Annotated in this window: 21 protein-coding genes; 16 read left to right on the forward strand and 5 right to left on the reverse strand. The window is 64.5% G+C overall.

All coding sequences use genetic code 11. From position 1 onward, the window contains the following. Nucleotides 1–31 precede the first annotated feature (31 nt). The 3 genes from HKX24_RS03610 to HKX24_RS03620 all read left to right on the forward strand — a co-directional run bounded on the left by HKX24_RS03610 (nt 32) and on the right by HKX24_RS03620 (nt 3,274). On the forward strand, nt 32–544 hold the full coding sequence (locus HKX24_RS03610; protein WP_271692923.1) for a DUF3035 domain-containing protein: 513 nt from the start codon (nt 32–34) through the stop codon (nt 542–544). A 64-nt stretch (nt 545–608) separates the two neighbouring features. After that, nucleotides 609–1,955: a pitrilysin family protein gene (locus HKX24_RS03615; protein ID WP_271692924.1), complete on the forward strand. Its 1,347-nt coding sequence runs from the start codon at nt 609–611 to the stop codon at nt 1,953–1,955. Further along, nucleotides 1,952–3,274 (forward strand): pitrilysin family protein, encoded by a 1,323-nt coding sequence (locus HKX24_RS03620; RefSeq protein WP_271692925.1) that lies wholly within the window; start codon nt 1,952–1,954, stop codon nt 3,272–3,274. Before HKX24_RS03615 ends, HKX24_RS03620 begins: the two co-directional genes overlap by 4 nt. Nucleotides 3,275–3,330: 56 nt before the next feature. Here the strand turns inward: HKX24_RS03620 and HKX24_RS03625 are convergent, their stop codons facing one another. Both HKX24_RS03625 and deoC read right to left on the reverse strand, forming a co-directional pair. After that, nucleotides 3,331–5,676 (reverse strand): aldehyde dehydrogenase family protein, encoded by a 2,346-nt coding sequence (locus HKX24_RS03625; protein ID WP_271692926.1) that lies wholly within the window; start codon nt 5,674–5,676, stop codon nt 3,331–3,333. A gap of 44 nt (nt 5,677–5,720) precedes the next feature. Beyond that, nucleotides 5,721–6,734: a deoxyribose-phosphate aldolase gene (gene deoC / locus HKX24_RS03630; protein WP_209218436.1), complete on the reverse strand. Its 1,014-nt coding sequence runs from the start codon at nt 6,732–6,734 to the stop codon at nt 5,721–5,723. 177 nt (nt 6,735–6,911) lie between these two features. Here deoC and HKX24_RS03635 point away from each other — a divergent pair, with 177 nt between their 5' ends. The 12 genes from HKX24_RS03635 (at nt 6,912) to HKX24_RS03690 (ending at nt 20,032) form a co-directional block, all read left to right on the forward strand. Further along, nucleotides 6,912–7,901, forward strand: coding sequence for a zinc ABC transporter substrate-binding protein (locus HKX24_RS03635; protein ID WP_271692927.1), 990 nt, complete (start codon nt 6,912–6,914; stop codon nt 7,899–7,901). A 3-nt stretch (nt 7,902–7,904) separates the two neighbouring features. Next, the gene (locus tag HKX24_RS03640) at nt 7,905–8,699 is read left to right on the forward strand and encodes a metal ABC transporter ATP-binding protein (RefSeq protein WP_271692928.1); all 795 of its coding nucleotides are present in this window, start codon (nt 7,905–7,907) and stop codon (nt 8,697–8,699) included. Continuing rightward, nucleotides 8,696–9,901, forward strand: coding sequence for a metal ABC transporter permease (locus tag HKX24_RS03645; protein ID WP_067266713.1), 1,206 nt, complete (start codon nt 8,696–8,698; stop codon nt 9,899–9,901). The genes HKX24_RS03640 and HKX24_RS03645 overlap by 4 nt, the downstream gene beginning before the upstream one ends. Further along, nucleotides 9,898–10,827: a metal ABC transporter permease gene (locus tag HKX24_RS03650; RefSeq protein ID WP_271692929.1), complete on the forward strand. Its 930-nt coding sequence runs from the start codon at nt 9,898–9,900 to the stop codon at nt 10,825–10,827. Before HKX24_RS03645 ends, HKX24_RS03650 begins: the two co-directional genes overlap by 4 nt. A 296-nt stretch (nt 10,828–11,123) precedes the next feature. Further along, nucleotides 11,124–13,013, forward strand: coding sequence for a DNA mismatch repair endonuclease MutL (mutL, locus tag HKX24_RS03655; RefSeq protein WP_271692930.1), 1,890 nt, complete (start codon nt 11,124–11,126; stop codon nt 13,011–13,013). Next, nucleotides 13,010–14,254, forward strand: a complete 1,245-nt coding sequence (gene rmuC, locus HKX24_RS03660) for a DNA recombination protein RmuC (protein WP_271693782.1) — start codon at nt 13,010–13,012, stop codon at nt 14,252–14,254. Before mutL ends, rmuC begins: the two co-directional genes overlap by 4 nt. Further along, nucleotides 14,255–15,268 carry a pyridoxal-phosphate dependent enzyme gene (locus HKX24_RS03665; RefSeq protein ID WP_271692931.1) on the forward strand — a complete coding sequence of 338 codons (1,014 nt, stop codon included), beginning with the start codon at nt 14,255–14,257 and terminating at the stop codon, nt 15,266–15,268. It begins immediately after the preceding gene. 136 nt (nt 15,269–15,404) lie between these two features. Next, nucleotides 15,405–16,724, forward strand: coding sequence for an FAD-dependent oxidoreductase (locus tag HKX24_RS03670; protein ID WP_271692932.1), 1,320 nt, complete (start codon nt 15,405–15,407; stop codon nt 16,722–16,724). Continuing rightward, nucleotides 16,721–17,509, forward strand: coding sequence for a DUF1365 domain-containing protein (locus tag HKX24_RS03675; protein ID WP_271692933.1), 789 nt, complete (start codon nt 16,721–16,723; stop codon nt 17,507–17,509). The genes HKX24_RS03670 and HKX24_RS03675 overlap by 4 nt, the downstream gene beginning before the upstream one ends. After that, nucleotides 17,506–18,741, forward strand: a complete 1,236-nt coding sequence (locus HKX24_RS03680; RefSeq protein ID WP_271692934.1) for an MFS transporter — start codon at nt 17,506–17,508, stop codon at nt 18,739–18,741. The genes HKX24_RS03675 and HKX24_RS03680 overlap by 4 nt, the downstream gene beginning before the upstream one ends. Continuing rightward, nucleotides 18,738–19,304: a DUF3833 family protein gene (locus HKX24_RS03685; RefSeq protein ID WP_271692935.1), complete on the forward strand. Its 567-nt coding sequence runs from the start codon at nt 18,738–18,740 to the stop codon at nt 19,302–19,304. Before HKX24_RS03680 ends, HKX24_RS03685 begins: the two co-directional genes overlap by 4 nt. Beyond that, nucleotides 19,301–20,032 carry an SDR family NAD(P)-dependent oxidoreductase gene (locus tag HKX24_RS03690; RefSeq protein ID WP_271692936.1) on the forward strand — a complete coding sequence of 244 codons (732 nt, stop codon included), beginning with the start codon at nt 19,301–19,303 and terminating at the stop codon, nt 20,030–20,032. Before HKX24_RS03685 ends, HKX24_RS03690 begins: the two co-directional genes overlap by 4 nt. A gap of 3 nt (nt 20,033–20,035) precedes the next feature. Here the strand turns inward: HKX24_RS03690 and HKX24_RS03695 are convergent, their stop codons facing one another. Genes HKX24_RS03695 through HKX24_RS03705 form a run of 3 tightly spaced genes read right to left on the reverse strand, consistent with a single transcriptional unit; the run spans nt 20,036 to nt 22,387 of the window. Continuing rightward, nucleotides 20,036–21,091 carry a saccharopine dehydrogenase gene (locus HKX24_RS03695; protein WP_271692937.1) on the reverse strand — a complete coding sequence of 352 codons (1,056 nt, stop codon included), beginning with the start codon at nt 21,089–21,091 and terminating at the stop codon, nt 20,036–20,038. Next, on the reverse strand, nt 21,088–21,711 hold the full coding sequence (locus tag HKX24_RS03700) for a glutathione S-transferase family protein (RefSeq protein WP_271692938.1): 624 nt from the start codon (nt 21,709–21,711) through the stop codon (nt 21,088–21,090). The genes HKX24_RS03695 and HKX24_RS03700 overlap by 4 nt, the downstream gene beginning before the upstream one ends. Before the next feature lie 25 nt (nt 21,712–21,736). After that, nucleotides 21,737–22,387, reverse strand: coding sequence for a histidine phosphatase family protein (locus HKX24_RS03705; protein WP_271692939.1), 651 nt, complete (start codon nt 22,385–22,387; stop codon nt 21,737–21,739). A gap of 173 nt (nt 22,388–22,560) precedes the next feature. Between HKX24_RS03705 and fdhF the strand changes: the two genes are divergently transcribed. Further along, complete coding sequence (fdhF, locus tag HKX24_RS03710) at nt 22,561–25,326, forward strand: formate dehydrogenase subunit alpha (RefSeq protein WP_271692940.1); 2,766 nt, start codon at nt 22,561–22,563, stop codon at nt 25,324–25,326. The last annotated feature ends 4 nt before the right edge of the window (nt 25,327–25,330 follow it).

Genomic DNA, 25,330 nt, shown 5'->3' on the forward strand with positions numbered 1-25,330 from the left:
ATTGAACAAGCAGACCCCGAAAGGAGACACCATGCGCCGCATTGCCCTCATCAGCTTGATCCCGCTGGCCCTCGCCGCCTGCAGCAATCAGGGCCTTCGCGATTTGCAGCCGACTTCTGAAGGGCCCGATGAGTTCCTGATCCAACCGGTCAAGCCGCTGGAACGCCCCGACAACTTGAACACCCTGCCCACGCCGGCGCCGGGGCAGGCGAACCTGACCGACCGCTCGGCGGTGGCCGAAGGGGTGGCGGCATTCGGCGGGCGTTTGGATACCTCTGCTGGCATCCCGGCGGGGGATGCGGCGCTGGTCCAACATGCGGGCCGGATGGGCGTGCAGCCCGGCATCCGTGAGAGCTTGGCCGAGGCCGACGCGGAATTCCGCAAGCGCAAGGGCCGTTTCACCCAATTCCGTATCGTGCCGGTTGACCGCTACGGCCAAGCCTACAAGCGCATGATCCTCGACGCCCATAGCGAGGCGGAGCGCTGGCGCAAGGCAGGCGGACGCACGCCGTCCTACCCGCCGCAGGACACACGTTTTCGCTAGGCTTCTTGAAAGTAGCGCCAGACCGCGTAGGTAATGCGAGAGGCGATATATTTCGAGGTAAGCAATGATCCGACTGCCGATGATGGCGGCCCTGGTGGCGACGCTCTTCACAGCTCCCGCCGCGCAGGCGGGGCAGACCGAGAACGAAGCGGTCACCCATTTCACCCTTGATAACGGCATGGAGGTCGTGGTCGTCGAAGACCACCGCGCCCCGGTCGTGCAGCAGATGGTCTGGTACCGCGCAGGCTCGGCTGATGAACCCAAAGGGTCATCGGGCGTGGCGCATTTCCTTGAACACCTGCTGTTCAAAGCTACCGACAAGCTGGAAGCGGGCGAATTTTCCGCCACGGTGGCGGCCAACGGCGGGCGCGACAACGCTTTCACCAGCTACGATTACACCGCCTATTACCAGCGCGTCGCGGCAGACCGCCTTGGCCTGATGATGGAGATGGAGGCCGACCGGATGAAGAACATCCGTTTGACCCCCGAAAACATCGAAACCGAACGCGATGTGATCCTCGAAGAGCGCAACCAGCGGACCGAGAACAACCCCGCCGCGCTGTTCAGTGAACAAATCAACGCCGCGCAATATCTCAATCACCGCTACGGCGTGCCGATCATCGGCTGGAAACATGAGATGGAGGAGCTGGACCTCGAAGATGCGCTGTCGTTCTATGAACTCTACTACTCGCCCAATAACGCCATCCTCGTAGTCTCGGGCGATGTGACGCCGGAAGAGGTGCGCGAACTGGCCGAGGCCACCTATGGCCAAATCCCCGCCAACCCCGCCTTGCCGGAACGCCTGCGCACCGAAGAGCCGCCCCAGATCGCGGAGCGCCGGTTGATCTACAAAGACGCCCGCGTGGCCCAGCCCTATGTCCGCCGCTCCTATCTTGCCCAAGAACGTGACAGCGGCGAACAGGAGGAAGCGGCGGCGCTCTTGCTGCTCAGCGAATTGCTGGGCGGCGGCACCACGTCCTACCTTGCCGAGAAACTGCAATTCGATGCGCAGATCGCCAATTACACCGGCGCCTTCTACAAGGCCGACACGCTGGACGACACGACTTTTGACCTCGTCGTGCTGCCCGTGCCCGGCGTCAGCCTGCAACAGGCCGAAGAGGCGCTGGACGAGGCGCTCGCGCAGTTTATGGAGGCCGGTGTGGACCCGGAACACCTTGATCGTCTCAAGGCGCAGTTGCGCGCCGATCAAATCTACGCCCGCGACGACGCGGACCGCGTGGCGCATCGTTATGGCTCGGCCCTCGCCATCGGCCTCACGGTCGAAGACGTGCAGGTCTGGCCCGATGTGCTTCAGGCCGTCACCGCCGAGGACATCATGCAGGCCGCCCGCGACCTGTTCGACAAACGCGCATCGGTCACCGGCTGGCTGATGAAGGAGGACGCGCAATGAGACTGATCTACGCCCTGATCCTGACGGTAATTGCCGCACTCCCCGCCCGCGCCGAGATCGATATTCAGGAGGTGACCAGCCCCGGCGGCATCACCGCTTGGCTGGTCGAGGAACACTCGATCCCCTTCGTGGCACTCGAAATCCGTTTCCGTGGCGGCGCGTCTCTCGATGCCCCCGGCAAACGCGGCGCGATCAACCTGATGACCGGCCTCTTGGAAGAAGGGGCGGGCGAGATGGACGCCCGCGCCTTCAGCCGCGCGACCGAAGCGCTGGCCACGAACCTCAGCTTTGATGTCTCTGACGATGCGCTTTCCGTGTCCGCACGTTTCCTGACCGAGAACCGCGCGCCCTCGATCGACCTTCTGCGCGCGGCCCTTCAGGAGCCGCGTTTCGACGAAGACGCCATTGAGCGGGTGCGCGGCCAAGTGATTTCGAACATCCAGTCGAACCAGAAAGACCCCAACAAAATCGCCCAACAGACCTTTGACCGGATCGCCTTTGGGGATCACCCCTATGGCAGTTCGCTGAACGGCACATTGGAAAGCGTCGCGGGCCTGACCCGTGACGATCTGCTCGCCGCGCATCGCGCGGTGCTGGCGCGGGACCGCATCATCGTCGGCGCGGTGGGCGACATCACACCCGAGGAATTGGGCCAAATGCTCGACAGACTGCTGGGGGGGCTGCCCGCCGAAGGCGCGCCGATGCCGCCCCGGGCCGAGGTCGATATCCCCAGTGGCACCACGGTCGTCGATTTCGCCACGCCGCAATCCGTCGCGCTCTTTGGTCAGCCCGGCCTCGCGCAGGACGATCCCGATTGGTTCACCGCGACGGTGCTGAACCACGTCCTCGGTGGCGGCGGTTTCGAATCCCGGCTGATGACCGAGGTGCGCGAGAAACGTGGCCTGACCTACGGCGTCTATTCCTACCTCGCCCCACGCGATCTGGCCGAGACCTATCTCGGCTCCGTCAGTTCGGCCAATGACCGCATCGCCGAAGCGATCGAGATGATCCGCGCCGAATGGGCCAAGGCCGCCGCCGAAGGCATCACGCAAGAGGAATTGGACGCCGCCAAAACCTATATCACCGGCGCCTATCCGCTGCGCTTCGATGGGAATACGCCCATTGCCAACATCCTCGTCGGGATGCAGATGCTTGGCCTGCCGACCGACTATATCGCCACCCGCAACGACAGGGTCGAGGCGGTCACCCTCAAAGACGTCAAACGCGTCGCTGCCGAGCTGTTGGAGCCCGAAAACCTGCATTTCGTTGTCGTCGGCCAGCCCGAAGGGCTAGAGGCCGCAGACACAGCGCAGGAATGAAAAAAACGCCGCTCCCGAAAGGGGGCGGCGCTTCTGCTTAGGCCGGGCAGTGGGCGTTATTCGCCGTAGGGCACCCAGATATTCTTGACCTCGGTCGCGGCCTGCAGGAAGTCGCGCCCCGCGCCCTCGGCCCCGAACCAATCCCGCGCCATGCCATGGTTGACCCAGCTGCGTTTGATGTTGCCCGCGGCCCCTTTCTCGACAATGCCGGAAAGCGCTGCGGCGCCGAAGGACCAGACCGCATCCACATCCATATGACGCGCCATCGCTTCGGCCAGATCCCCCTGCGGCCCGGTCAGGATATTCACCACGCCCCCAGGCACGTCCGAGGTTTCGAGCACCTGAACGAAGTCCGTCGCCGCCAGCGGGAAGGGCTCGGACGCCGAGAGGATCACCCGGTTGCCCATGGCGATGGCGGGGGCCATGCAAGAGATCAGCCCCAGCAAAGGCGCCTCGGCAGGGCAAAGCGCGCCGATCACACCCACGGGTTCCTTCATCGCCAGCGCCACGCCGCGGATCGGCACGCTGTGCACCTGACCGTCGTATTTATCGGCCCAAGCGGCATAGGTGAAAAGCCGGTCGATGGCCGCATCGACCTCCCTACGGCCCGTCTTCGTGCCCTGCATCGCATCCAGACGTGCTGCGAATTCATCCCCCCGTGCGGAAAGGTTCTCGGCAATGTAGTACAGGATCTGCGCCCGCAGATGGCCGGTGGTTTTCGACCAGTCCTTCGCCGCATGCGCCGCCTCGACCGCATTGCGCAGGTCTTTGCGGTTGGCGAGGCTCACATGCCCCAACAGACCGCCCGACTTGCCCCAAACCGGCGCGGAATAGCCGCCATCGGGCCGCGCCTGTTTGCCACCGATATAGAGCTTCGCAGTCCGGTCGATCCCATCCTCCGGCACACCCTCACCTGAGAAGGCTTCGATCTCCTTCAAAGGCTTCCGCGCCGTCTTGGGCTTGGTATAGCCCGCCAGACCTTCCCAACCGCCCTCGCGGCCAAAGCCGCTTTCACGCTTGCCGCCGAACCCGGCTGCGGCATCCATCATATTGGTGCCATTGACCCAAACGATCCCGGTCTCCAACTTCGGCGCGATGTCGAGGGCAAGGTTCACATTCTCGGTCCAGACCGTCGCCGCCAGACCGTAGCGCGTGTTATTGGCCAGCTGCACCGCCTCGCCGGGCGTGCGGAAGGTGGTGGAGACCAGCACAGGCCCAAAAATCTCTTCCTGCATCAGCCGATCCGCCGGGTTCAGCCCGGTGATCAGCGTCGGCGGATAGAAACAGCCATTCTCCGGCATCTCCCCCGGCGTCACGAAACGCTCACCGGCGGTATTGGCCTCGACCATCTCGCTCACGCGCTTGTATTGCACCGGGTCGACCAGCGCGCCCACATCGATGCTTTTGTCCAAGGGGTCGCCAACGCGCAGCTTCTCCATCCGCGCGCGCAGCTTGGCATAAAACCGATCCGCGACCGGCTCATGCACCAGCAAGCGCGACCCGGCACAGCAGACCTGCCCCTGATTGAACCAGATCGCATCGACCAGCCCTTCGACGGCGCTGTCCAAATCGGCATCGTCGAAAACGATGTAAGGCGATTTGCCACCCAACTCCAAGGTCAGCGCCTTGCCGGACCCCGCCGTCGCCTCGCGAATGCGGCGGCCTACGGCGGTGGAGCCGGTAAAGGCAATCTTGTCGATATCGTCATGGCCGACGATCATCTCGCCCACGGTGCCATCGCCCGTCACGATATTGACCACACCCTTGGGCAGCCCAGCCTGACGGCAGATATCGGCAAACAAAAGCGCGGTCAGCGAAGTGTATTCCGCAGGTTTCAACACCACGGTATTGCCCATCGCAAGCGCGGGCGCGATCTTCCACGCCAGCATCAGCAGGGGGAAGTTCCACGGGATGATCTGCCCGCAAACCCCAAGCGCCTGCGCATCGGGCAACTCGCTCTCCATCAACTGCGCCATGCCCGCGTGATAATAGAAATGCCGCTGCGCCAAGGGCACGTCGATATCGCGCGCCTCGCGAATGGGCTTGCCGTTGTCCAAGACCTCCAAGACCGCAAACAACCGCGCGTGTTTCTGCAACAGCCGCGCCAGCGCATAGATATGCCGCGCCCGGCCATGGCCGCCAAGCTTCTCCCACTTGGGCTGCGCCTTGCGCGCCGCCTTCACGGCGGCATCCACATCGCCCTGCGACGCCTGCGTTAGACTGGCCAAGACCTCACCCGTCGCCGGGTTCGTGCTGTCAAACCCCGCCGCCGGCGCAGTGAAGGCGCCATCGATGAAATGGCCAAACCGCCCGCCCTGATCGACGATCCACGCCAGCGCATCTGCCGCCGATTCCGGGGCTGGCCCGTATTCCATGCTTTCGAATATGTCGGACACGCTCATGCCTTCATCCTTTTCCAAATACCTTCCCGCAGCCTGCAACGGGCTCAGGCGGTCGCGTGGCGGTAAGCCGCCGAATAATTGCCGGTCACGTGATGCTCCAACTGCCGCTCGATATCGCCCAAGAGCGAGGACGCCCCAAAGCGGAACAGGTCAGGCTGCAACCAACGGTCGCCCAGCTCTTCCTTCATCAGTGCCAGATAGGTGATCGCATCCTTGGCCTTCGAGATGCCGCCCGCGGGCTTGTAGCCCACGCGCACGCCGGTGCGCGCATAATACTCGCGGATCGCGCGGATCATGACGAGGCTCACGGGCAGGGTGGCGTTAACACTTTCCTTGCCGGTCGAGGTCTTGATGAAATCGGCCCCGGCCATCATGCAAACCAGCGACGCCCGCGCCACATTGCGCAGCGAGCCCAATTCGCCGGTGGCGAGGATCGCCTTCACATGGGCCTCGCCGCAGGCCTCGCGGAAGGCGCGCATCTCATCGTAAAGCGCCTGCCAGTCGCCTGAGAGCACATGACGGCGCGAGATCACGATGTCGATCTCGCTCGCCCCGGCCTCGACGCTCATTTCGATCTCGCGAATGCGCAGTTCCAAGGGCGACAGCCCCGCTGGGAAGCCGGTTGAGACGGCGGCGATGGGAATGTTCGTGCCCTCCAGCGCGCGCCGCGCGGCGGGGATCATCTCGTGATAGACGCAGACCGCGCCGGTGGTGATCGGCGCCATGCCAAGCGCCTCGAGCAGATCGGGCGCAATCGGTTGGCGCGCCTTGGCGCAAAGCCGCTCGACCCGGCGTGCGGTGTCGTCGCCCGAAAGGGTCGTCAGGTCGATACAGGTCACCGCGCGCAGCAGCCACGCGGCTTGGTGGTCCTTTTTCAGCGAACGGCGGGCGGGCAGGGCGGCGGCGCGGCGTTCGATCGCCGAGGTATTCGCCTGCACCGAGCGCAGCCAATCCATATCAAGCGGCATCGGTTCGACGCGGGGTTCGGTGACCTGGGGCAGATGGCCCGGCGCGTCGGTTTCTGTCTCACGGTGCTGCGGGGTCGTCTGGGTGGCCATCGGGGTCTCTCCGGTTTGGTCTGGCGCGCAAAATGGCATGGGGCAGGGGCCAAAGCAAGCGACGCTAACCCCGCGTCACCGGTCGAATGCCTGAAAAACAGGCGAAATGCGGAAATTGTTAATGAGAACCATTCTCAAATGTTGACTTAATTGAGAATCGTTCTCACTAATACCTCCATGACACATGCATCTGATCCGTTTCGCCCGTCCCGCCGCACCGCTTTGATCGGCAGCCTGAGCGCATTTGCCCTGCTCGGGGCCGCGCCCGCCGCCTTTGCCGCTCCAAAGCTCAACGTCGTTGCGACCACCGGCATGATCGCCGACGCCGCCCGGCGGATTGGTGGCGATCTGGTGGAGGTCCGCTCGCTCATGGGGTCGGGCGTCGATCCGCACAGCTACCGCCAGACGCGCAGCGACATCGTGGCGCTGACGCGGGCCGATCTGGTGCTCTGGCACGGCCTTTACCTTGAAGCGCAGATGGAGCGGTTCTTTGAGGATCTGGGCCGCAAACGCGCCGTGATCGCCGTGGCCGAAGCCCTGCCCAAGGAGGGGCTGCTCAGCCACCCGGATTACGAGGGCCGCTATGACCCGCATGTCTGGATGGACCCCAACACTTGGACCGCCGTGGTGGATGAGGTGACCCGCGCGCTGAGCGAAGCACATCCGGCGGGGGTCGAGACCTTTGCCGCGAATGCCAAGACCTACCGCGCGGAACTGGACCAACTCGCCGCCTATGCCGCCGAGACCGTGGCGCAGGTGCCCGAAGGCCAGCGCGTCTTGGTCACGGCGCATGATGCTTTCAGCTACTTCGGGCGCGCCTTCGGCTTCGAGGTGATCGGCATTCAAGGCATCTCGACCAACAGCGAGGCAGGGCTCAATCGCATCTCTTCGCTCGTCGATGAGCTTGTCGAACGCGAGATCGGCGCGGTTTTCGTCGAAACCTCGGTGTCCGACCGTAACATGCGCGCACTGGTCGAAGGCGCGGCGGCGCGCGGCCATGAGGTCGTGATCGGCGGGTCGCTCTATAGTGACGCCATGGGGGAACCCGGCAGCTATGAGGGCACTTATATCGGTATGATCGATCACAACGTCACCACCATCGCCCGCGCGCTCGGCGCGCCGGTGGATGCGGGCGGGATGACCGGCAAGCTGGCACAGGGAAGCTGATCCATGACACTCGAAATCGCCAGCACGCGTGAGACCGCGCCGACCGCCCGCGCCGACAGCCCGCTCGCCGTGCGTGGGATGACCGTATCCTACGGGCAGAAGCCTGCGGTCTTTTCGGTCGATATGACCGTCGCGCCGGGCAAGATGACGGCGATCATCGGGCCGAACGGGGCGGGGAAATCGACGCTGCTCAAGGCCGCTTTGGGCATCCTTACCCCGCTGGCGGGCACCGCCACCGTCTATGGCAAGCCGGTGGCCGAGCAGCGCCACCGCATCGCCTATGTGCCGCAGCGTGCGAGCGTGGATTGGGACTTCCCAACCCGCGTGATCGACGTGGTGCTGATGGGGCTTTACCCGCAACTGGGCCTTCTGGGCCGCATCCGCCCCGTACACCGCGCCCGCGCCGCCGATTGTCTGGCCCGCGTCGGGATGGAGGATTTCGCCACCCGCCAGATCGGCCAACTCTCGGGCGGCCAGCAGCAGCGGGTGTTCCTTGCGCGGGCCTTGGCGCAGGATGCGGATCTCTACCTGCTCGACGAACCCTTTGCCGGGGTCGATGCGGCGACGGAAAAGGCGATCATCGCGGTGCTTAAATCCCTGCGGGATGCGGGCAAGACGGTCGTCGCCGTGCATCATGATCTGTCCACGGTGCCTGAGTATTTCGACAATGTCTTCCTGATCAACACCCACCGCGTCGCCGAAGGCAGTGTCGCTGAGGTCTTCAAGTCCAACCACCTGCAAGACGCCTATGGCGGGCGTTTGGCAGGCGCGCAGATGGATGCTTTGCAGTTGTCATGATCTGGGACGCGCTGACACTGCAACTGGGCTATAACGCCACGCTGGTGACGCTGGGGGCCACGCTTTTGGGCATGGCGGCAGGCGTCGGCGGCACCTTTTTGTTTCTGCGCAAACGGGCGTTGGTGAGCGATGCGATTTCGCATGCGACACTGCCCGGCGTGGCGCTGGCCTTCATGGTGATGGTCGCTTTGGGCGGCGATGGGCGCAACCTGATCGGCCTGCTGCTGGGGGCTGCGCTGTCGGCGGGGGTGGGGCTGCTCTTGGTCTCATGGCTCAGCAACCGCACGCGACTGGCCGAGGATGCGGCCATCGGTTCGGTCCTGTCGGTTTTCTTTGGCCTTGGCATCGTGCTGCTCACGGTGATCCAAACCATGAGCGCGGGGCGTCAGGCGGGGCTGGAGGATTTCCTTTTGGGCTCCACCGCCGGGATGCTGCGCAGCGATGCGCTGATCATCGCCGTGGCGGCGGCGCTGACGCTGGCGCTGGTGCTGCTCTTGCGCCGCCCGCTGACGCTGGCCTCTTTCGATCCCGAATATGGCACCGCCATCGGGCAGAACGTGCCGCGCACGGATCTGGCGATGATGGGGCTGGTGCTGGCCGTGACGGTGGTCGGGCTCAAGATCGTGGGGCTGATCCTGATCGTAGCGCTGCTGATCATCCCGCCCGTGACAGCCCGGTTCTGGAGCGAGCGGACCGACCATGTGGTGCTGATCTCGGGCGCGCTCGGCGGCATCGCGGCCTATATCGGCGCGGCGCTGTCGGCGGCGCAGCCGAACCTGCCGACGGGACCGATCATCGTTCTGGTGGGCTTCGCGCTCTTTGCGCTGTCGCTGCTGTTGGCACCGGGGCGCGGGGCGCTGTCGGCGCTACTGCGGCATCGGCGCTATCAGCGTCGGGTCCATCTGCGGCAGGGGCTCTTGGCCTTGGCCCATGGGCAGCCGATCTACGAACAACTTACCCTCCGCCTGCTGCGGGCCGAGGGCTACGCCCTGCCCGATGGGGTCGCCACCAAGGCGGGCCGGGGCCGCGCGGCCAAGGCGCTGCGCGATGAAACCCGCTGGCAACTGATCCGCCGCGATCCAGCTTACGAAGCGGCGGCCCAGCAATATGACGGTCTGACCCCCATTGAGACGGTGCTGACCGCCGACCAAATCCGCGAAATCGACAGCCGCATCGACATGCGCGGCGGGGTGATGGCATGAACGGTTCCGAATTCGTCCCCCTGTCCTTGGTGCCGATGCTGACGGGCATCTTCGTGGCGGTGGCCTGCGCCTTGCCGGGGAACTTCCTTGTCCTGCGCCGCCAAGCGCTGATCGGTGACGCGATCAGCCATGTGGTGCTGCCGGGGATCGTCGTGGCGTTCCTGCTGACCGGTGTGGTCAGCACTTGGCCGATGCTGCTGGGCGCGGCGGGCGCGGCGCTGGTCGCCGTGCTGGCCATCGAAGGCGTGCGGCGTTTGGGCAAGATCGAATCCGGCGCGGCCATGGGCGTGGTCTTTACCGCGATGTTCGCGGGCGGCGTGCTGCTGCTGGAACAATCCGACACCAGCAACGTGCATCTCGACGTGGAACATGCGCTTTATGGCAACCTCGAAAGCCTGATCTGGCTGGATGCGACCGGCTGGGGGTCGCTGCTCGACCCCGAGGCGCTGGCGACCATCCCGGTGGAGCTGCCGCGCATGGCGATCACGTTTCTTTTCGTGGCGCTTTTCACGGCGGTGTTCTGGCGTCCGCTCAAGATCAGCACATTCGACGAAGGCTTTGCCCGCACCATCGGGATGAAGACCGGCCCCTTGGGCCTCGGGCTGGTGATCGTTGCCGCCATTGCCGCCGTGGCCGCCTTTGACGCGGTGGGCAGCATCATCGTGATCGCCATGTTCATCTGCCCGCCCGCTGCCGCGCGGATGATGACCAACCGGCTGGAGCATCAGATCGCATGGTCGGTGGGTTTTGCCACGGTGGCCGCGATTTTGGGCTATGTCTTGGCAGGTTACGGGCCGCTGTGGATTGGGCTGCGGGATTCGGTCTCGGCGGCGGGGATGATCGCGACTGTCTCAGGGCTGATCCTTGGCGCCGCGGCAGTGATGGGGCCGCATCGGCATAGAGGTGCCGCCGCGCCCGCCGCTTAACCGAATCGCAACGATTCGTTTTATCGGCGACTGATTCGCTTTTGCTTTGACCTGTGATTCGTCCTGCGTCTATACAGGTGGCAAGCTCCGCCGGAGACGACTTGTACCCGGGTCGCCCGCCGCTCTGATAAGACCGGAATAACAAAAGCACCAGTGCGCCGAGTAGCCGACCCAGCAGCGGATCGCCCCACCTTTGGCGGCGGTCCGCTGACTTTCCCCAGAACCTCTGATACCCGGCTCTGATAGACGCATTCACATCTGGCAGAATCAAAAGCCGCCATGCTAGGTCTTGCGGTATGCCCAGCCCGACCCCCAATATAAGCGAAAATCGCCCCGTCATCCGTCAATTGGACGATTCCGCGATCAACCGGATTGCCGCGGGGGAGGTGGTCGAACGTCCCGCTTCGGCGGTCAAGGAATTGGTCGAGAACGCCATCGACGCGGGCGCGCGGCGCATCACCGTGGAATATGCCGATGGCGGCAAGACGATGATCCGGGTGACGGACGATGGCTGCGGCATCGCGCCCGAAGATTTGCCGCTGGCCCTGTCGCGTCATGCGACCTCTAAAATCGACGGTTCCGACCTGCTGGATATCCACACCTTCGGCTTCCGCGGCGAGGCGCTGCCGTCGCTCGGCGCTGTCGGACGGCTCACGATCACCAGCCGCGCGGCTGGGTTCGACGGGGCCGAGATCACCGTCGACGGCGGCCGCATGGGCGAGGTGCGCCCGGCGGCGTTGAACGGCGGCACCATCGTCACCCTGCGCGATCTGTTCTTCGCCACGCCTGCGCGGCTCAAATTCCTGCGTACCGACCGGGCCGAGGCGCAGGCGATCGGCGATGTCATCAAGCGCCTTGCCATGGCCGAGCCCTTTGTGCGTTTTGTGCTGCGCGATGTGTCGGGCGACGGTAAAGGCCGCGATGTGTTCCGTGCTGAGGCCGAGCAGGGCGATCTTTTCGACGCGCTGCATGGGCGTCTGGCGCAGGTGCTGGGCCGCGAGTTTGCCGAGAATGCCCTGCCTATTGATGCGATGCGCGAGGGGCTGCATCTGACCGGTTTCGCTGCCCTGCCGACCTACTCGCGCGGCTCTGCCGTGGCGCAATATCTCTTCGTGAATGGCCGCCCGGTGCGGGATAAGCTGCTGACGGGCGCCCTGCGCGGCGCCTATTTCGATTTCCTCAGCCGCGACCGTCACCCGGCAGCGGCGCTTTTCGTGGAATGCCCGCCGACGCTGGTCGATGTGAACGTGCATCCCGCGAAATCCGAAGTGCGCTTTCGCGATCCGGGGTTGGCGCGCGGGCTGATCGTCTCGGCCCTGCGCCACGCGCTGGCTGAAGCGGGCCACCGTGCCTCGACCACCGTGGCGCAGGCGACCTTGGGCGCGATGCAACCCGAGCCGCAGGGCGCGCGGGTCTACCAGATGGACCGCGCCGGCATGGACCGCCCCAGCCCCGCCGCGCGGGAGGCCGCCTATCAGGCGCAGGCCCCGGGCTTTGCCGAGACCGCAGGCGTTTGGGGCCGGGTGGAGGGCACGCCGCTGCCCGAGACCCCCGCGCCGAGCCATGCCGCCGCCCCCGAAGCGGAAGAGGCCGCGCCCACCCCCGATTACCCGCTTGGCACCGCGCGGGGGCAGGTGCACGAAAATTACATCATCGCCCAGACCGCCAATGGCATGGTCATCGTCGATCAGCATGCGGCGCATGAGCGGCTGGTCTATGAGAAACTCAAACGGCAGATGAACGAGAACGGCGTCGCGGCCCAAGCGTTGCTGATCCCCGAGATCGTCGAACTGTCCGCCAATGACTGCGCGCGGCTGCTGGAACTGGCGGAGGAACTGGCGAAACTCGGCCTTGGCATCGAAGCCTTCGGCGGCAGCGCCATCGCGGTGCGCGAGACGCCTGCGATCCTCGGCACCGTCAACGCGCGTGCGCTCATCCTCGACGTGCTCGATGAGTTGGCTGAGGGCGAGAGCAGCAACATCGTTCAGGCCAAGATCGAAGCAATCCTGAGCCGGGTGGCTTGTCACGGCTCGATCCGCTCGGGCCGCTGGATGCGCGCCGAAGAGATGAACGCGCTTTTGCGCGAGATGGAGGCGACGCCGCATTCCGGCCAGTGCAACCACGGGCGGCCCACCTATGTCGAGCTTAAACTGGCGGACATCGAACGGCTTTTCGGGCGCACCTGATGGAGCTTGGCGGCGCGACTTTGACCCTGTCTGACCCTGTGACTCTCGCGGCGCTCGCGGGGGCGGGGCTGCTGTTTCTCATCGTCATCCTGCTGATCATGGCGGTGCGCGCGGCGGGTCGGTCGGCCCGGGTCGCCGCCCCCTTGGCACAGCAGATGCGCGTGCTTGGCGGCCATGTGCAGCAGTTGGGGCAGGGGCAGGAGCAGTTGCGGGGTGGCTTGCAAATGGTCTCGGACACGCAAAGCAATACCCAAGCGCAGATGATGCAGACGATGGAAGCGCGGCTGGCCTATGTGCAGCAGCAGATGCAGGACCGTCTGGCCGACAACGCCGCCCGCTCGGCCCGCTCGCTGGCCGAGATGCAGCAGCGCATGACCGAGACGCTGCACGGCTCGTCCAAACGCACCACCTCCAGCCTTGCGCAATTGCAGGAGCGGCTCGCCTCCATCGACAAGGCGCAGGACAATATCACCAAACTGTCGGGCGACGTGCTGTCGCTGCAAGACATTCTGAGCAACAAGCAAACGCGCGGATCCTTTGGTGAAATCCAGTTGCGCGATATCGTGTCGAAAGCCCTGCCCTCGGACAGCTATTCGCTGCAAGCCACGCTCAGCAACGGCAAGCGGCCCGATTGCCTGATCCATCTGCCCAATCCTCCGGGCCCGATCGTGATCGACAGTAAATTCCCGTTGGAAGCCTATGAGGCCCTGCGCCGCGCCAAGACCGAAGCCGAGACCCGCGCCGCCGCTCAACAGATGAAAACCGCCGTGCGGGTGCACCTCAATGCCATCGCCGACAAATACATTCTGGAGGGGGAGACGGCGGAAGGCGCCTTGATGTTCCTGCCCTCCGAGGCGGTCTATGCCGAGTTGCACGCAAATTTTTCCGAACTCGTGCGCGAAGGCTTTGAGAAACGCGTCTGGATCGTCAGCCCGACCACCTGCATGGCCACGCTCAACACCATGCGTGCGATCCTGAAGGACGCGCGGATGCGCGAACAGGCAGGCGCGATCCGCAAAGAGTTGGGCAATCTGAACAAGGATGTCGAACGTCTGGCGACGCGGGTGGGCAACCTTGATCGGCATTTCACCCAAGCCCGACGGGACGTGGAAGAGATCAAGGTCAGCAGCGAAAAAGCCGCCAAACGCGCGGGGCGCTTGCATAATTTCGACTTCGAAGAGCTGGCAGAAGCCAAAACCGAGGCTATTGTTCCCCTAAGGACACCCGAAGGGAACGGCTGAATGAACGACGTAGACATTACCGGGATGACGCTGGAGGCGATGCAGACGCGGGCCGCTGCGTTGCGCAGCGATATCTTGCAAACGCCGGTGGTGACGCTGTCTTCTCCCATGGTCGACGAGGTGCTGGGCGGCGCGCGGGTCGCGCTCAAACTGGAGTGTTTTCAGCATACCGGCACCTTCAAGGCCCGCGGCGCGCTGTCGGTGGCGCGACAGCTTGACGATGACACCCGCGGGCGCGGGATCACCGCGGCCAGCGCGGGCAACCACGCCATTGCCGCAGGCTGGGCCGCGGCCAAGCTTGGCATCAGCGCCAAGGTGGTGATGCAGGACAATGCCAACCCCTTTCGCGTCGCCCTCGCCCGTGCCACCGGGGCTGAGGTCATCCTGAAACCCGCCGGGCAAGAGACCTTTGCCGAGGCCGAGCGGTTGGTGCGCGAAGAGGGGCGGTTCTTTATCCATCCTTTCGAGGGGCTGCACACCTCGCTCGGCACCGCCGGGGTGGGGCTGGAACTGATGACGCAGGTGGCGGATTTGGACGCGGTCGTCGTCTCGGTCGGCGGTGGCGGGCTGATCAGCGGTGTCGCCGCCGCGGTCAAGGCGATCAACCCCGCTTGTCGGGTCTATGGCGTGGAGCCCGAGGGCGCCGACAGCATGTCGCAAAGCCTCGCCTCCGGTGCGCCGGTGACCATTCCTCAGGTCAACACGATCGCCGACAGCCTTGGGCCGCCAATGGCGCTGCCTTTCGGCCATGCGCTTTGCGCGGTCTATGTCGATGATGTGGTCACGGTCAGCGACGATGCGATCTGTGCTGGGATGGTGGTGCTGCAACAGGCGGCGAAACTGGCGGTGGAACCTGCCGCCGGGGCCGCGATGGCGGGGGCGCTCGGCCCCCTGCGCGGGCAACTGTCAGGGCGGCGGGTCGGCGTGATCGTCTGCGGGGCCAATATCGACACCGACAGCTATTTGGGCCAACTCAGCCGCGGGCAAGCGGCGCTCGACAGCCTGCTGTCCTAGTGCCCTCCAAGGGCCTTTGAACGTGGTCGCGGTGCTGCGTGCATTTTCCAAGAAAATCTATCGGGCGCTGCAACTTTAACTCCCCTTTACCCGTGGGTGCCCCATATCCAAAGTTCCGGACCAAAGCAGGACGCCTATGCCTTTCGAAGCTCTGAACGACAGTACCCTCCCCCCACAGCCGCTTGGGCGGCGTGTCGCCGTGATTGGCGGCGGGATTTCCGGCATGGGGGCGGCGCATATGCTGGCACCTGCGGACCGCGTCACCCTCTATGAGGCGGGGGCCAAGATCGGCGGCCATGCGCGGACGGTGATCGCGGGCAAGAATGGCGATCAGCCGGTCGATACCGGGTTCATCGTGTTCAACTATGCCAACTACCCGCATCTCGCGGCGCTCTTTGCGGAGTTGGACGTGCCGGTCGTGCCCTCGAACATGAGCTTTGGCGCGTCGATTGACGGTGGGCGGCTGGAATATGCGCTGACCAATTTCAACGCCGTCTTCGCCCAGAAACGCAATATGTTCAGCCCGCCGTTTCTGCGGATGCTGCGCGACATCGTCCATTTCAACAAGAACGCGCTTGCCGTCTCGCGCGATCCGTCGATGACCATTGCGGAATTTCTCGAACAGCTGGGCACCGGGCCATATTTCCGCGACTTCTATCTGTCGCCCCTTTCGGGCGCGATCTGGTCCACCCCGACGGAAAAGATCATGGATTTCCCGGCCCATGCCATGGTCAACTTTTTCGAGAACCACGCGCTGTTGAACTATTCCGGTCAGCATCAATGGTACACGGTCAAAGGCGGTTCGCGGCAATATGTCGACCGGCTGGAGACCGCCCTGCGTACCAAGGGCGTCGACCTGCGCACCGACAGCCCCGTGCAGTCCGTGCGCCGCACGGCGCAAGGGGCCGAGGTTCGCGCCCATGGTGGCGAGTGGGAGGCGTTCGACAAGGTGATCTTTGCCACCCATTCCGATGACACGCTGGCGATGCTGGCCGATCCGACAGAGGCTGAGCAACGCGCCCTAGGCGCGATCCGCTACCAACCCAATGACATCGTGCTACACGCTGACGCCAGCATCATGCCCAAGCGGCGCTCTACTTGGGCGTCGTGGGTCTATACCGAGGATCGCGAGCAGAAGTCCGACCGGATCGACCTGACCTATTGGATGAACTCGCTCCAGCCGATCCCGCAGGATGATCCGCATTTTGTGACGCTCAACACCAAACGCACCATCCGCGAGGAGTTGATTTACGACCAAGTGACCCTGCGCCACCCGGTCTATGATCTTGCCGCCTTGGCCGCGCAGGAGGAGGTGCGCGCCTTCAACGGCAGCCATAACACATGGTTCTGCGGGGCATGGCTGCGCAATGGTTTCCACGAGGACGGGCTGGCCAGCGCGGTGGATGTGGTCGAACGGATGCAAGCCGCGCGGGCGGCGCCCTTGGCGGCGGAGTGACGGCGCAGGTCGATCATATCCGCGGCCAGACCTTCCATGGCCGCAAGGGCGCGGTCGAGAACCGTTTCCGCTATTCGGTCGACTATGTGATCTGCGACGCCGAGACCGAGGCGTTAAGGACGCCTGCGCTTTTCGCCCGCAATGGTGCGAATGTGACCAGCCTGCATGACAGCGACCACGGCGGCGCGCCGGGGCAGGAGCGCGGGGCCGCTTGGGTGCGCGATGTTCTGGCCGCGTATGACATCACCTGGGTCGCGCGGATCGAACTTTTGGCGCAGCCGCGGGTGCTGGGCCATGTCTTCAACCCGGTGAGCTTTTGGCTGTGCCGTCGGGCGGACGACGCGCTGATCGCGGTCATCGCCGAGGTGACGAACACCTACGGCGACCGGCATTCCTATCTGTGCCACCACCCCGACCTGCGCCAGATCGCGCCCGAGGACCGGCTGAGGGCCGCGAAGCTCATGCATGTCTCACCCTTTCAGGATGTCTCGGGCGGCTATGTCTTCCGCTTTGACATCAGTGCTGAGCGGATCGGCGTCTGGATTGATTTCTCGGATGGGGAGAATGGGTTGATCGCCACATTGACCGGGCCGCGTGCGCCGCTGACGAATGGCCGTATCCTCTGGTCGCTGCTGCGCCGCCCCTTTGGGGCGCGACGGGTGCTGGCGCTGATCCATTGGCAGGCGCTGAAACTCTGGCTCAAGGGGGCGGGGTTCCGCAACCGCCCCGAGGCGCCTGCGGTCGAGGTTTCCCGCGATGCGGCCCATGGCGCGGGCGGGCGATGAGGGCGCGCGCGGCCCGGCTGCCCGCCTATGCGCTTTTCGCCGCATTGCTCGCCTCGGCGGGGCTGCCAATCTACATTCACGCGCCGAAGTTCTATGTCGATGAATATGGGGTTTCGCTGACGGCGCTTGGCTCTGTGCTTTTTGGATTGCGGCTGTTGGACGTGGTGCAAGACCCGGCACTCGGGTGGCTGGCCCAAGCGCTGCGCCACAAACGCGGGCTGGCGGTGACGGTGGCGGGGGCGGTGATGGCGCTGGCGATGCTGGGGCTTTTCGCGGTGCCCGCGCCAATGGCGCCCGTGCTGTGGTTCGCGCTGATGCTGACGCTGGTCTTCTCGGCCTTCAGCTTTTTGACCATCTGTTTTTATGCCCAAGGGGTGGCCAAGGCCGACAGCCTGCCGGGGGCTGGGCATCTGACCCTTGCCCGCTGGCGCGAGACCGGGGCGCTTTTGGGCGTCTGTCTCGCCTCTGTTGCGCCCCTGCTGCTGGGCTTGGCGCTGGACCGGCCTTTTGCCGGTTTCGCGATCGGGTTCGCGGTTCTAGCGCTCTGGGCCGTGGTCGCGATGCGCAGGGAGTGGCGGGCGACGGGGCTGCCGGGCGCGAGCGGTTTCGGCACCGTCTTGCGCGACGCGCAGGCACGGCGGCTGTTGCTGATCGCACTGGTCAATGCCGCCCCGGTGGCCGTGACCTCAACCCTGTTTCTCTTCTACGTCGAACTGGCATTAGAGGCACCGGGATGGGAGGGGCCGCTTTTGCTGCTGTTTTTCCTCTCGGCGGCGGCAGCAGCACCGCTTTGGGGGATGCTGGCCGAGCGTCATGGCGCGCGACAGGTGCTGTTGGTCGCGATGGCGTTGGGCATTGCAGCCTTCGGCGGGGCGCTGTTGCTGGGGCCGGGGAATGTGGCACGTTTCGCGTTGGTCTGTCTGGCCTCGGGCGCGGTCTTGGGCGCGGACCTGACGCTTTTGCCTGCCATGTTCGCCAATCGGATGGCACAGATTTCCCCCTCGGCTGCCGAAGGGTTCGGCCTTTGGTCCTTCGTGTCCAAACTGACCTTGGCTTTCGCGGCGGTTGCCCTACTTCCCGCCTTAGAACGCGCAGGGCTGCAAACCGCAGCGGGAACCAGTTCCGACACATCCATCTCCCTGTTGATCTGGTTCTATGCCGGTGTACCTTGCGCCCTGAAATTGCTGGCGATCGCTCTTCTCGCCGGTGCAAAAGACGTGGAGACATCGTGACAGAGCCGCTGATCTTTATCACTGTCGGGCTGGGCCTTGGTCTATTGCTCACCTTCCTGCGCCGCCGGTTGGGGGAGTTTCACGGGCAATCGCCCAGCGACTATGTGGATTCATTCCCCGTCTTCGACCTGCGTTTGCATCTGCGCGATGAGATGATCTGCGAGGGCGTGATTTTCGGCCCCCTTGGTCGGGTCACCAGCAGTTTCACGGCCAAGTTCGACGTGTCTTGGGAGGGCGATGTCGCCACGGTGGCCGAGACGTTTCGCTATAACGATGGCTCGCGTCAGCAGCGCGAATGGACTGTGACACTGGGCGAGAATGGACGTTTCACCAGCACTGCGCCGGATGTGATCGGGGTGGGGCAGGGCGTTCAGGCTGGTCCGACATTGCAGTTGCGCTATCGTATCCAACTGCCCGAGGAACTGGGCAGCCATGTGCTGAAAACCGTCGATTGGATGTATCTCACCCCCGATGGCACCATCGTCAATCGCAGCCAGTTTCGGAAGTTCGGGATCAAAGTAGCAGAATTGGTCGCCACCCTGCGACCGACGGAGGAAAGATGAAAGACTGGCAAGGCAAGACCTATTGGCTGGTGGGCGCGAGCGACGGGCTTGGCGCGGCGCTGGCGCATCAGCTGAGCCGCACCGGGGCCGAGGTGATCCTCTCGGCCCGGTCCGAAGACAAGCTGACCGAACTCGCGCAGGCGCTGCCGGGGCGGGCACGGGTGCGGGTCATGGATGTGACCGATGACGAAGACGTCGCACAGGCCGCCAAGGATGTGGGGCCGATCGACGGGCTGGTCTATCTGGCGGGGGCCTATTGGCCCTTTGGCGCGCAGGAGTGGGACGCGAAACATGGGGTGACCATGGCCGATGTGAACTTCACCGGCTTGATGCGTGTCTTGGGGCAGGTGGTGCCGCAGATGGTCGCCCGCGATCACGGGCATATCGTCATCACTTCCAGCCTGACCGCCTATCGCGGGCTGCCCGGGTCCATCGGCTATACGGCGTCCAAGGCGGCTACGCTGTCCTTGGCGGAGTGCATGCATGCCGATCTGCGCAAGACGGGCGTGCAGGTTCAGGCGATCAACCCGGGCTTTATCAAGACCCAGTTGACCGACAAGAACGATTTCAAAATGCCCTTTTTGATGGAGCCCGATGATGCCGCGCGCCGTGTCTTCGAGCATATGAACAGGGACAGTTTTAAACTGGACTTCCCTTACGGCTTCTCACTGCTGTTCCGTTTGGGGCGCTTCCTGCCGGATTGGCTGTATTACCGGTTCTTTTCCTGAAGGTCAGACCTCGGCGACATTCTGATCGAACAGAACTCGCGCACGTTGCCAGACGGCATGATCCGTCTTTGACAGCGCCTGCAGGGTCGGCAGCAACTGGCCCGCGAAATCCTCTGAGCTTTCGCGCGGCAGCATGGATGGCAGGTTGTCGATGGCCATGACATCCAGCGGCGGCGCGTCATGCACGCGCAGCGCTGGCTCCGCCCAAGTGGTCGCGCGGTCATAGACCTGCACCGGGTTGAAGGCGCTGTCGGGGTCGCAGGCGATGTCGCCGATCACGCGCAGGGCGCGCTCGGCCTGAGGGGCATCGGGGCGGACGAAGGCGGGGGTGTCTGGCCCTGCGAGGATGCAGTTGAAGAAATAGGCGTGGTCGAGGATTTCGGGGAAGGGTCCGCCGTGGGCGGTCTCTGCCATGTCCCAACCGGTGACGGGGATGCCAAGTGCCGCGCAAAGATCGCTCGCCCCGCGTCCCACCCGGCCCAAGGCCCCGATCACGAGCGCGCGGTCGCCGCTCGCGTCGACTTGGGCGAGTTCTTTGCTCAATGCGGCTTTCAGCGCTTCGGCGTTAGCGTAGGGCGCAACCGGCCCGCAGGTCTCTCCGCGCAGCTGCGCGATGCGGCATTTGACCGAGACGGCTGCCCCCGCAAAGCCCGCCCAATAGCCAAAGGCGGCAACGCGGCGGCCATCGTCATCGGTCAGGTACTCCAAATCCAGCAGCGCGCCGCCGCCGGCCTTGAACCGCTCTAGTAGTTTGCGGCCCGAGGATTGGCCCTTGTAGGCATGGCCGAACATGATGTGCGTATGCGGCAGGGGCGTGCCGTCTTCGGGCAGTTCCTTGAGGCCAAAGATCACCGCATCGCGCGGGGCCTCGGGCCAGCTATGGGCCGGAACGATCTCGCACCCCGCCCGCGCATAGGCGGCGGTGGGGATCACGCGGCTGTCACTGTCTTCGATGCTCACCTTCGTGCCGGATGCGATCAGCGCGGCGGCCCCTTCGGGCGTCAGCCCGGTGCGGGTCTCATTGTCGCGCTGCTCGGCGCGGAGCCATAGGTGGGTCATGCCAAGAATCCTTTCGCGCGCATGGCCTTGACGCTGTCGCGGTCTTCCATCCGGGCGGCGAAGGCGTCGAGCCGTGGGTAGGCCGCACGGTCGACCCCGTCACCGGCCAGCCACCCCGAGACGACAAAGAGATAGGGATCGGCCAGCGACAGGGCATCACCCGCCACGAAGTCACCCCTAAAGGCGTGATTCTCGATATAGGCGGCGCAATCGGCCATGGTCTGCGGCACCTTGGCTTTCATATCGTCAAAACTCGATTGCTGATCGGCCCAGCGGTGGCCGCGCATTTTATGCGCGTGGGCCACATGCATGGTCGAGGCGAGGTAGTACATCACCCCGCGCATATGCGCCGCGCGTTCAGGGTCGGGAGGGACCAGCCCCGCATCGGGCGCGCGGGCGGCGACATAGTCCAAAAGCGCGCCGGTCTCGGTCAGGGCGCTGCCCGGTTCGGTCACGAGGGTCGGCACGCGGCCCTTGGGGTTCAGCGCCAGATAGGGTGCGGCGGTCTGTTCGGCGCTGGCGAAATCGACCTTCACCGGCTCATAGGGCAGCCCCGCTTCTTCGAGGGCGATAGCAACGGCGACCGAGATCGTGCCGGGGGCGTAGTGAAGTTTCAGCATGGGTCAGCCTTTCGCGGGCGAGGGGTTACATATGCGTTTGTGCAAGGCGGCGGTCGGGCCGGTCAAGATGCGGCACCGCGTTGAACAGCACCGGCGACCAATGCCCGCCGATGGGAAAGAGCCGGTGCATCGAAGTATGCATGATCGCCAGCGCCAGCCGCGCCATCGCCGGAATCCCGACGCCCATCGCCTGCGCCATCGCTAGAGAGATCAGCCCGCCCGAGGTCACCACCAGCGCCGGGCCTTCGCCCTCGGCGATCTCGGCGAGGACGGATTGCACCCGCGTCTCGAAGCTTTCATAGGTCTCTGGCGTATCGGCAAGCTTGCCCGCTTTCCAATAGTCAAAGACCTGCGGCAGGTGGTGCACGAACTCGCCCTCACGGGGGAAGGGCACCTTGTGCTGCTGCTCCATCAAGTTGGCGAGGGTGAAATACTCCAGCTCGTTCAACCGCGCGTCGCGGATCGGCTCAAGCCCGGTGTTCATCCCCTCCGCCGTTTCGATATGGCGGGTCAACGTGCCGGTATAGAGCCTTGTGTGGTAGGTCTCGCTCTGGCGCAGATGGTCGCCCAGCCACGCGGCTTGCTCATGGCCAAGCGGGCTGAGTTGATCATAGCTCAGCTCGTCCTTGGCGATGGAATTGGCTTGGCCGTGGCGGATCAGGGTAATGTGGGACATCAAATGGCTTTCACTGTTCGCCCAAGTGATAGGGCAGCTTGTCGGGCCATACAATGCAATGCGCCGCAATGCGCTGGCGCGGCGTTTATCCGTGACGGGGTGTCGGGATTGGCCCCTGACAAGCGCCGGATTTTGCCTATAGTTTGGGCAATAGCCAAGGGGAGGGGGCAGCCATGGCCGAGAGGATCACATTCACGCTTGATGGGCAGACCGTCGAGGCCGAGGCCGGCATGACCATTTGGGAGGTCGCCAACGGTCGGGGTTTGAAAATCCCGCATCTGTGCCACAAACCCGCCCCCGGCTACCGCCCCGATGGCAATTGCCGCGCCTGTATGGTTGAGATCGAGGGCGAGCGTGTGCTGGCGGCGTCGTGCATCCGCGAACCTGCCGAGGGGATGGTCGTCACCACCAACAACGCCCGGGCCGAGAATGCGCGCAAGATGGTGATGGAATTGCTGCTGGCGGACCAGCCTGCGCAGGACGTGGCGCATGACAAGTCGAGCCACATGCGCGAGATGGCGGCGCTGAATGGCGTAGAGGAAAGCCGTTTTCCCAAGTTGGAGCGCGACCGCGTGCCGCTTTTGGACGACAGCCATGTCGCCATGCGCGTGAACCTCGACGCCTGTATCCAGTGCAACCTTTGCGTTCGCGCTTGCCGTGAGGTGCAGGTCAACGACGTGATCGGCATGGCGGGACGCGGCCATGACGCCTATCCGGTCTTCGACATCGACGATCCCATGGGTGCCTCGACCTGCGTGGCCTGCGGCGAATGCGTGCAGGCTTGCCCGACGGGGGCGCTGATGCCCGCAAGCGTGGTCGACGAGGCGCAGGTCGGTGACTCTGCCGACTTTGACAATGAGGTCGCCAGCGTCTGCCCCTTCTGCGGCGTCGGCTGCCAGATCTCGCTCAAGGTGAAGGACAACAAGGTCAAATATGTCGAAGGCATCAACGGCCCGGCCAACGAGGGGCGGCTCTGCGTCAAGGGGCGCTTTGGCTTCGACTACATCCACCACGATCACCGCCTGACCACGCCGCTGATCCGCCGCGACGACGCGCCCGCCAAGGAACTGAACGTCGATCCGGGCAACTGGGGCGAGGTGTTCCGCGAGGCGACATGGGACGAGGCGCTGGATTTTGCCGCCAAGGGCCTGAAAGGGCGCGGCCGCGAGGTGGCGGGCTTCGGCAGTGCCAAATGCACCAATGAGGAAGCCTATCTGTTCCAGAAGATGGTCCGGCAGGGGTTTGGCCACAACAACGTCGACCACTGCACGCGGCTGTGTCACGCCTCCTCAGTCGCGGCGCTGATGGAGAATGTCGGGAGCGGCGCGGTCACCGCCACCTTCAACGAGATTGAGAACGCCGATGTGGCCATCGTGATCGGTGCCAACCCGGTGGAGAACCACCCCGTCGCTGCGACCTATTTCAAGCAGTTCACCAAGCGCGGCGGCAAGCTCATCGTCATGGACCCGCGCGGGCAGGGCCTGCGCCGGTTTGCGTCGCATATGCTGCAATTCCGCCCCGGTACCGACGTGGCGATGCTGAACGCGATCATGCATGTGATCGTGGAGGAAGGTCTCTATGATGAGCAATACATCAAAGCCTATACCGAGAATTGGGAGGCCGAGAAGGCGCATCTGAAGGACTTCCCGCCCGAGGCCATGGCCGCCGTCTGCGGCATCGAGGCCGAGGTGCTGCGCGACGTGGCGCGCATCTTTGCCGGGGCCAAGGCGGGGATGATTTTCTGGGGCATGGGGGTGAGCCAGCACATCCACGGCACCGACAATTCGCGTTGCCTGATTTCTCTGGCGCTGATGACCGGCCATGTCGGCCGTCCCGGCACCGGGCTGCACCCTTTGCGCGGGCAGAACAACGTGCAGGGCGCCTCGGACGCGGGCCTCATCCCGATGTTTCTGCCCGATTACCAGCCCGTCGGCGACGACGGGGTGCGCTCGGCTTTCACCGAAGTTTGGGGCTCAGGCGATTTTAGCGCCGAGAAGGGTCTCACGGTGACCGAGATCATGGATGCGGTGCATGACGGCGACATCAAGGCGATGTATGTGCTGGGCGAGAACCCGGCCATGTCGGACCCGGACGTGGCGCATGCCCGCGCTGCCCTTGCCAAGCTCGACCACCTCGTGGTGCAGGACATCTTCCTGACCGAAACGGCAAACTACGCCGACGTGATCCTGCCCGCCTCGGCCTTCGCGGAAAAAACCGGCACGGTGACCAACACCAACCGGCAAGTACAGATGGGCCGCCCGGCCGTGACTCCACCCGGCGAGGCGCGCGAGGATTGGTGGATCGAAGTGGAACTGGCCAAGCGGCTGGGGCTGGGCTGGTCCTACGAAAGCCCGGCTGAGGTCTTTGCCGAGATGAAGTGCAACATGGCCTCGCTCGACAATATCACATGGGACCGGCTGGCGCAGGAAAATGCGGTGACCTACCCGTCGCTCAGCGAAAACGATCCCGGGCAGGCCATTGTCTTTAGCGAGGGGTTCCCCCGGCCCGAAGGCCGCGCCAAATTCACCCCCGCCGCGATCGTGGCCCCGGATGACGCGCCGGATGACGCCTATCCGATGATCCTGACCACTGGGCGCCAGTTGGAACATTGGCACACCGGCTCGATGACCCGGCGCTCCAAGGTGCTCGACGGACTGGAGCCGGAGGCGAATTGCTCGCTCCACCCCTCGACCCTGCGCCGCCTTGGCGTGACCCCGGGGGAGCATGTGCGGCTGTCAACCAAACGCGGCAGTATCGAGATCATGGCCCGTGCGGATCGCGCCGTGGCGCCCGACATGGTTTTCCTGCCCTTCGCCTATGTCGAAGCGGCGGCGAATATCCTGACAAATCCAGCAGTTGACCCCTACGGCAAGATCCCGGAGTTTAAGTTCTCTGCCGTCAGGGTGGAGGCGGCGAAAGGGGCCGTCGCCGCCGAGTAAGGAA

This window comes from Sulfitobacter sp. M85 (genome assembly GCF_029285915.1).
Classification (GTDB): Bacteria; Pseudomonadota; Alphaproteobacteria; order Rhodobacterales; family Rhodobacteraceae; genus Sulfitobacter; species Sulfitobacter faviae.

Coding starts and splice junctions, on each gene's coding strand:
- HKX24_RS03695 (WP_271692937.1), bottom strand. CDS start 21,091: ATGACCCACCTATGGCTCCGCGCCGAGCAGCGCGACAATGAGACCCGC.
- HKX24_RS03665 (WP_271692931.1), top strand. CDS start 14,255: ATGAACGACGTAGACATTACCGGGATGACGCTGGAGGCGATGCAGACG.
- HKX24_RS03650 (WP_271692929.1), top strand. CDS start 9,898: ATGAACGGTTCCGAATTCGTCCCCCTGTCCTTGGTGCCGATGCTGACG.
- HKX24_RS03625 (WP_271692926.1), bottom strand. CDS start 5,676: ATGAGCGTGTCCGACATATTCGAAAGCATGGAATACGGGCCAGCCCCG.
- HKX24_RS03620 (WP_271692925.1), top strand. CDS start 1,952: ATGAGACTGATCTACGCCCTGATCCTGACGGTAATTGCCGCACTCCCC.
- HKX24_RS03610 (WP_271692923.1), top strand. CDS start 32: ATGCGCCGCATTGCCCTCATCAGCTTGATCCCGCTGGCCCTCGCCGCC.
- HKX24_RS03690 (WP_271692936.1), top strand. CDS start 19,301: ATGAAAGACTGGCAAGGCAAGACCTATTGGCTGGTGGGCGCGAGCGAC.
- HKX24_RS03700 (WP_271692938.1), bottom strand. CDS start 21,711: ATGCTGAAACTTCACTACGCCCCCGGCACGATCTCGGTCGCCGTTGCT.
- mutL (WP_271692930.1), top strand. CDS start 11,124: ATGCCCAGCCCGACCCCCAATATAAGCGAAAATCGCCCCGTCATCCGT.
- fdhF (WP_271692940.1), top strand. CDS start 22,561: ATGGCCGAGAGGATCACATTCACGCTTGATGGGCAGACCGTCGAGGCC.
- HKX24_RS03705 (WP_271692939.1), bottom strand. CDS start 22,387: ATGTCCCACATTACCCTGATCCGCCACGGCCAAGCCAATTCCATCGCC.
- HKX24_RS03640 (WP_271692928.1), top strand. CDS start 7,905: ATGACACTCGAAATCGCCAGCACGCGTGAGACCGCGCCGACCGCCCGC.
- deoC (WP_209218436.1), bottom strand. CDS start 6,734: ATGGCCACCCAGACGACCCCGCAGCACCGTGAGACAGAAACCGACGCG.
- HKX24_RS03635 (WP_271692927.1), top strand. CDS start 6,912: ATGACACATGCATCTGATCCGTTTCGCCCGTCCCGCCGCACCGCTTTG.
- HKX24_RS03670 (WP_271692932.1), top strand. CDS start 15,405: ATGCCTTTCGAAGCTCTGAACGACAGTACCCTCCCCCCACAGCCGCTT.
- HKX24_RS03645 (WP_067266713.1), top strand. CDS start 8,696: ATGATCTGGGACGCGCTGACACTGCAACTGGGCTATAACGCCACGCTG.
- HKX24_RS03680 (WP_271692934.1), top strand. CDS start 17,506: ATGAGGGCGCGCGCGGCCCGGCTGCCCGCCTATGCGCTTTTCGCCGCA.
- HKX24_RS03615 (WP_271692924.1), top strand. CDS start 609: ATGATCCGACTGCCGATGATGGCGGCCCTGGTGGCGACGCTCTTCACA.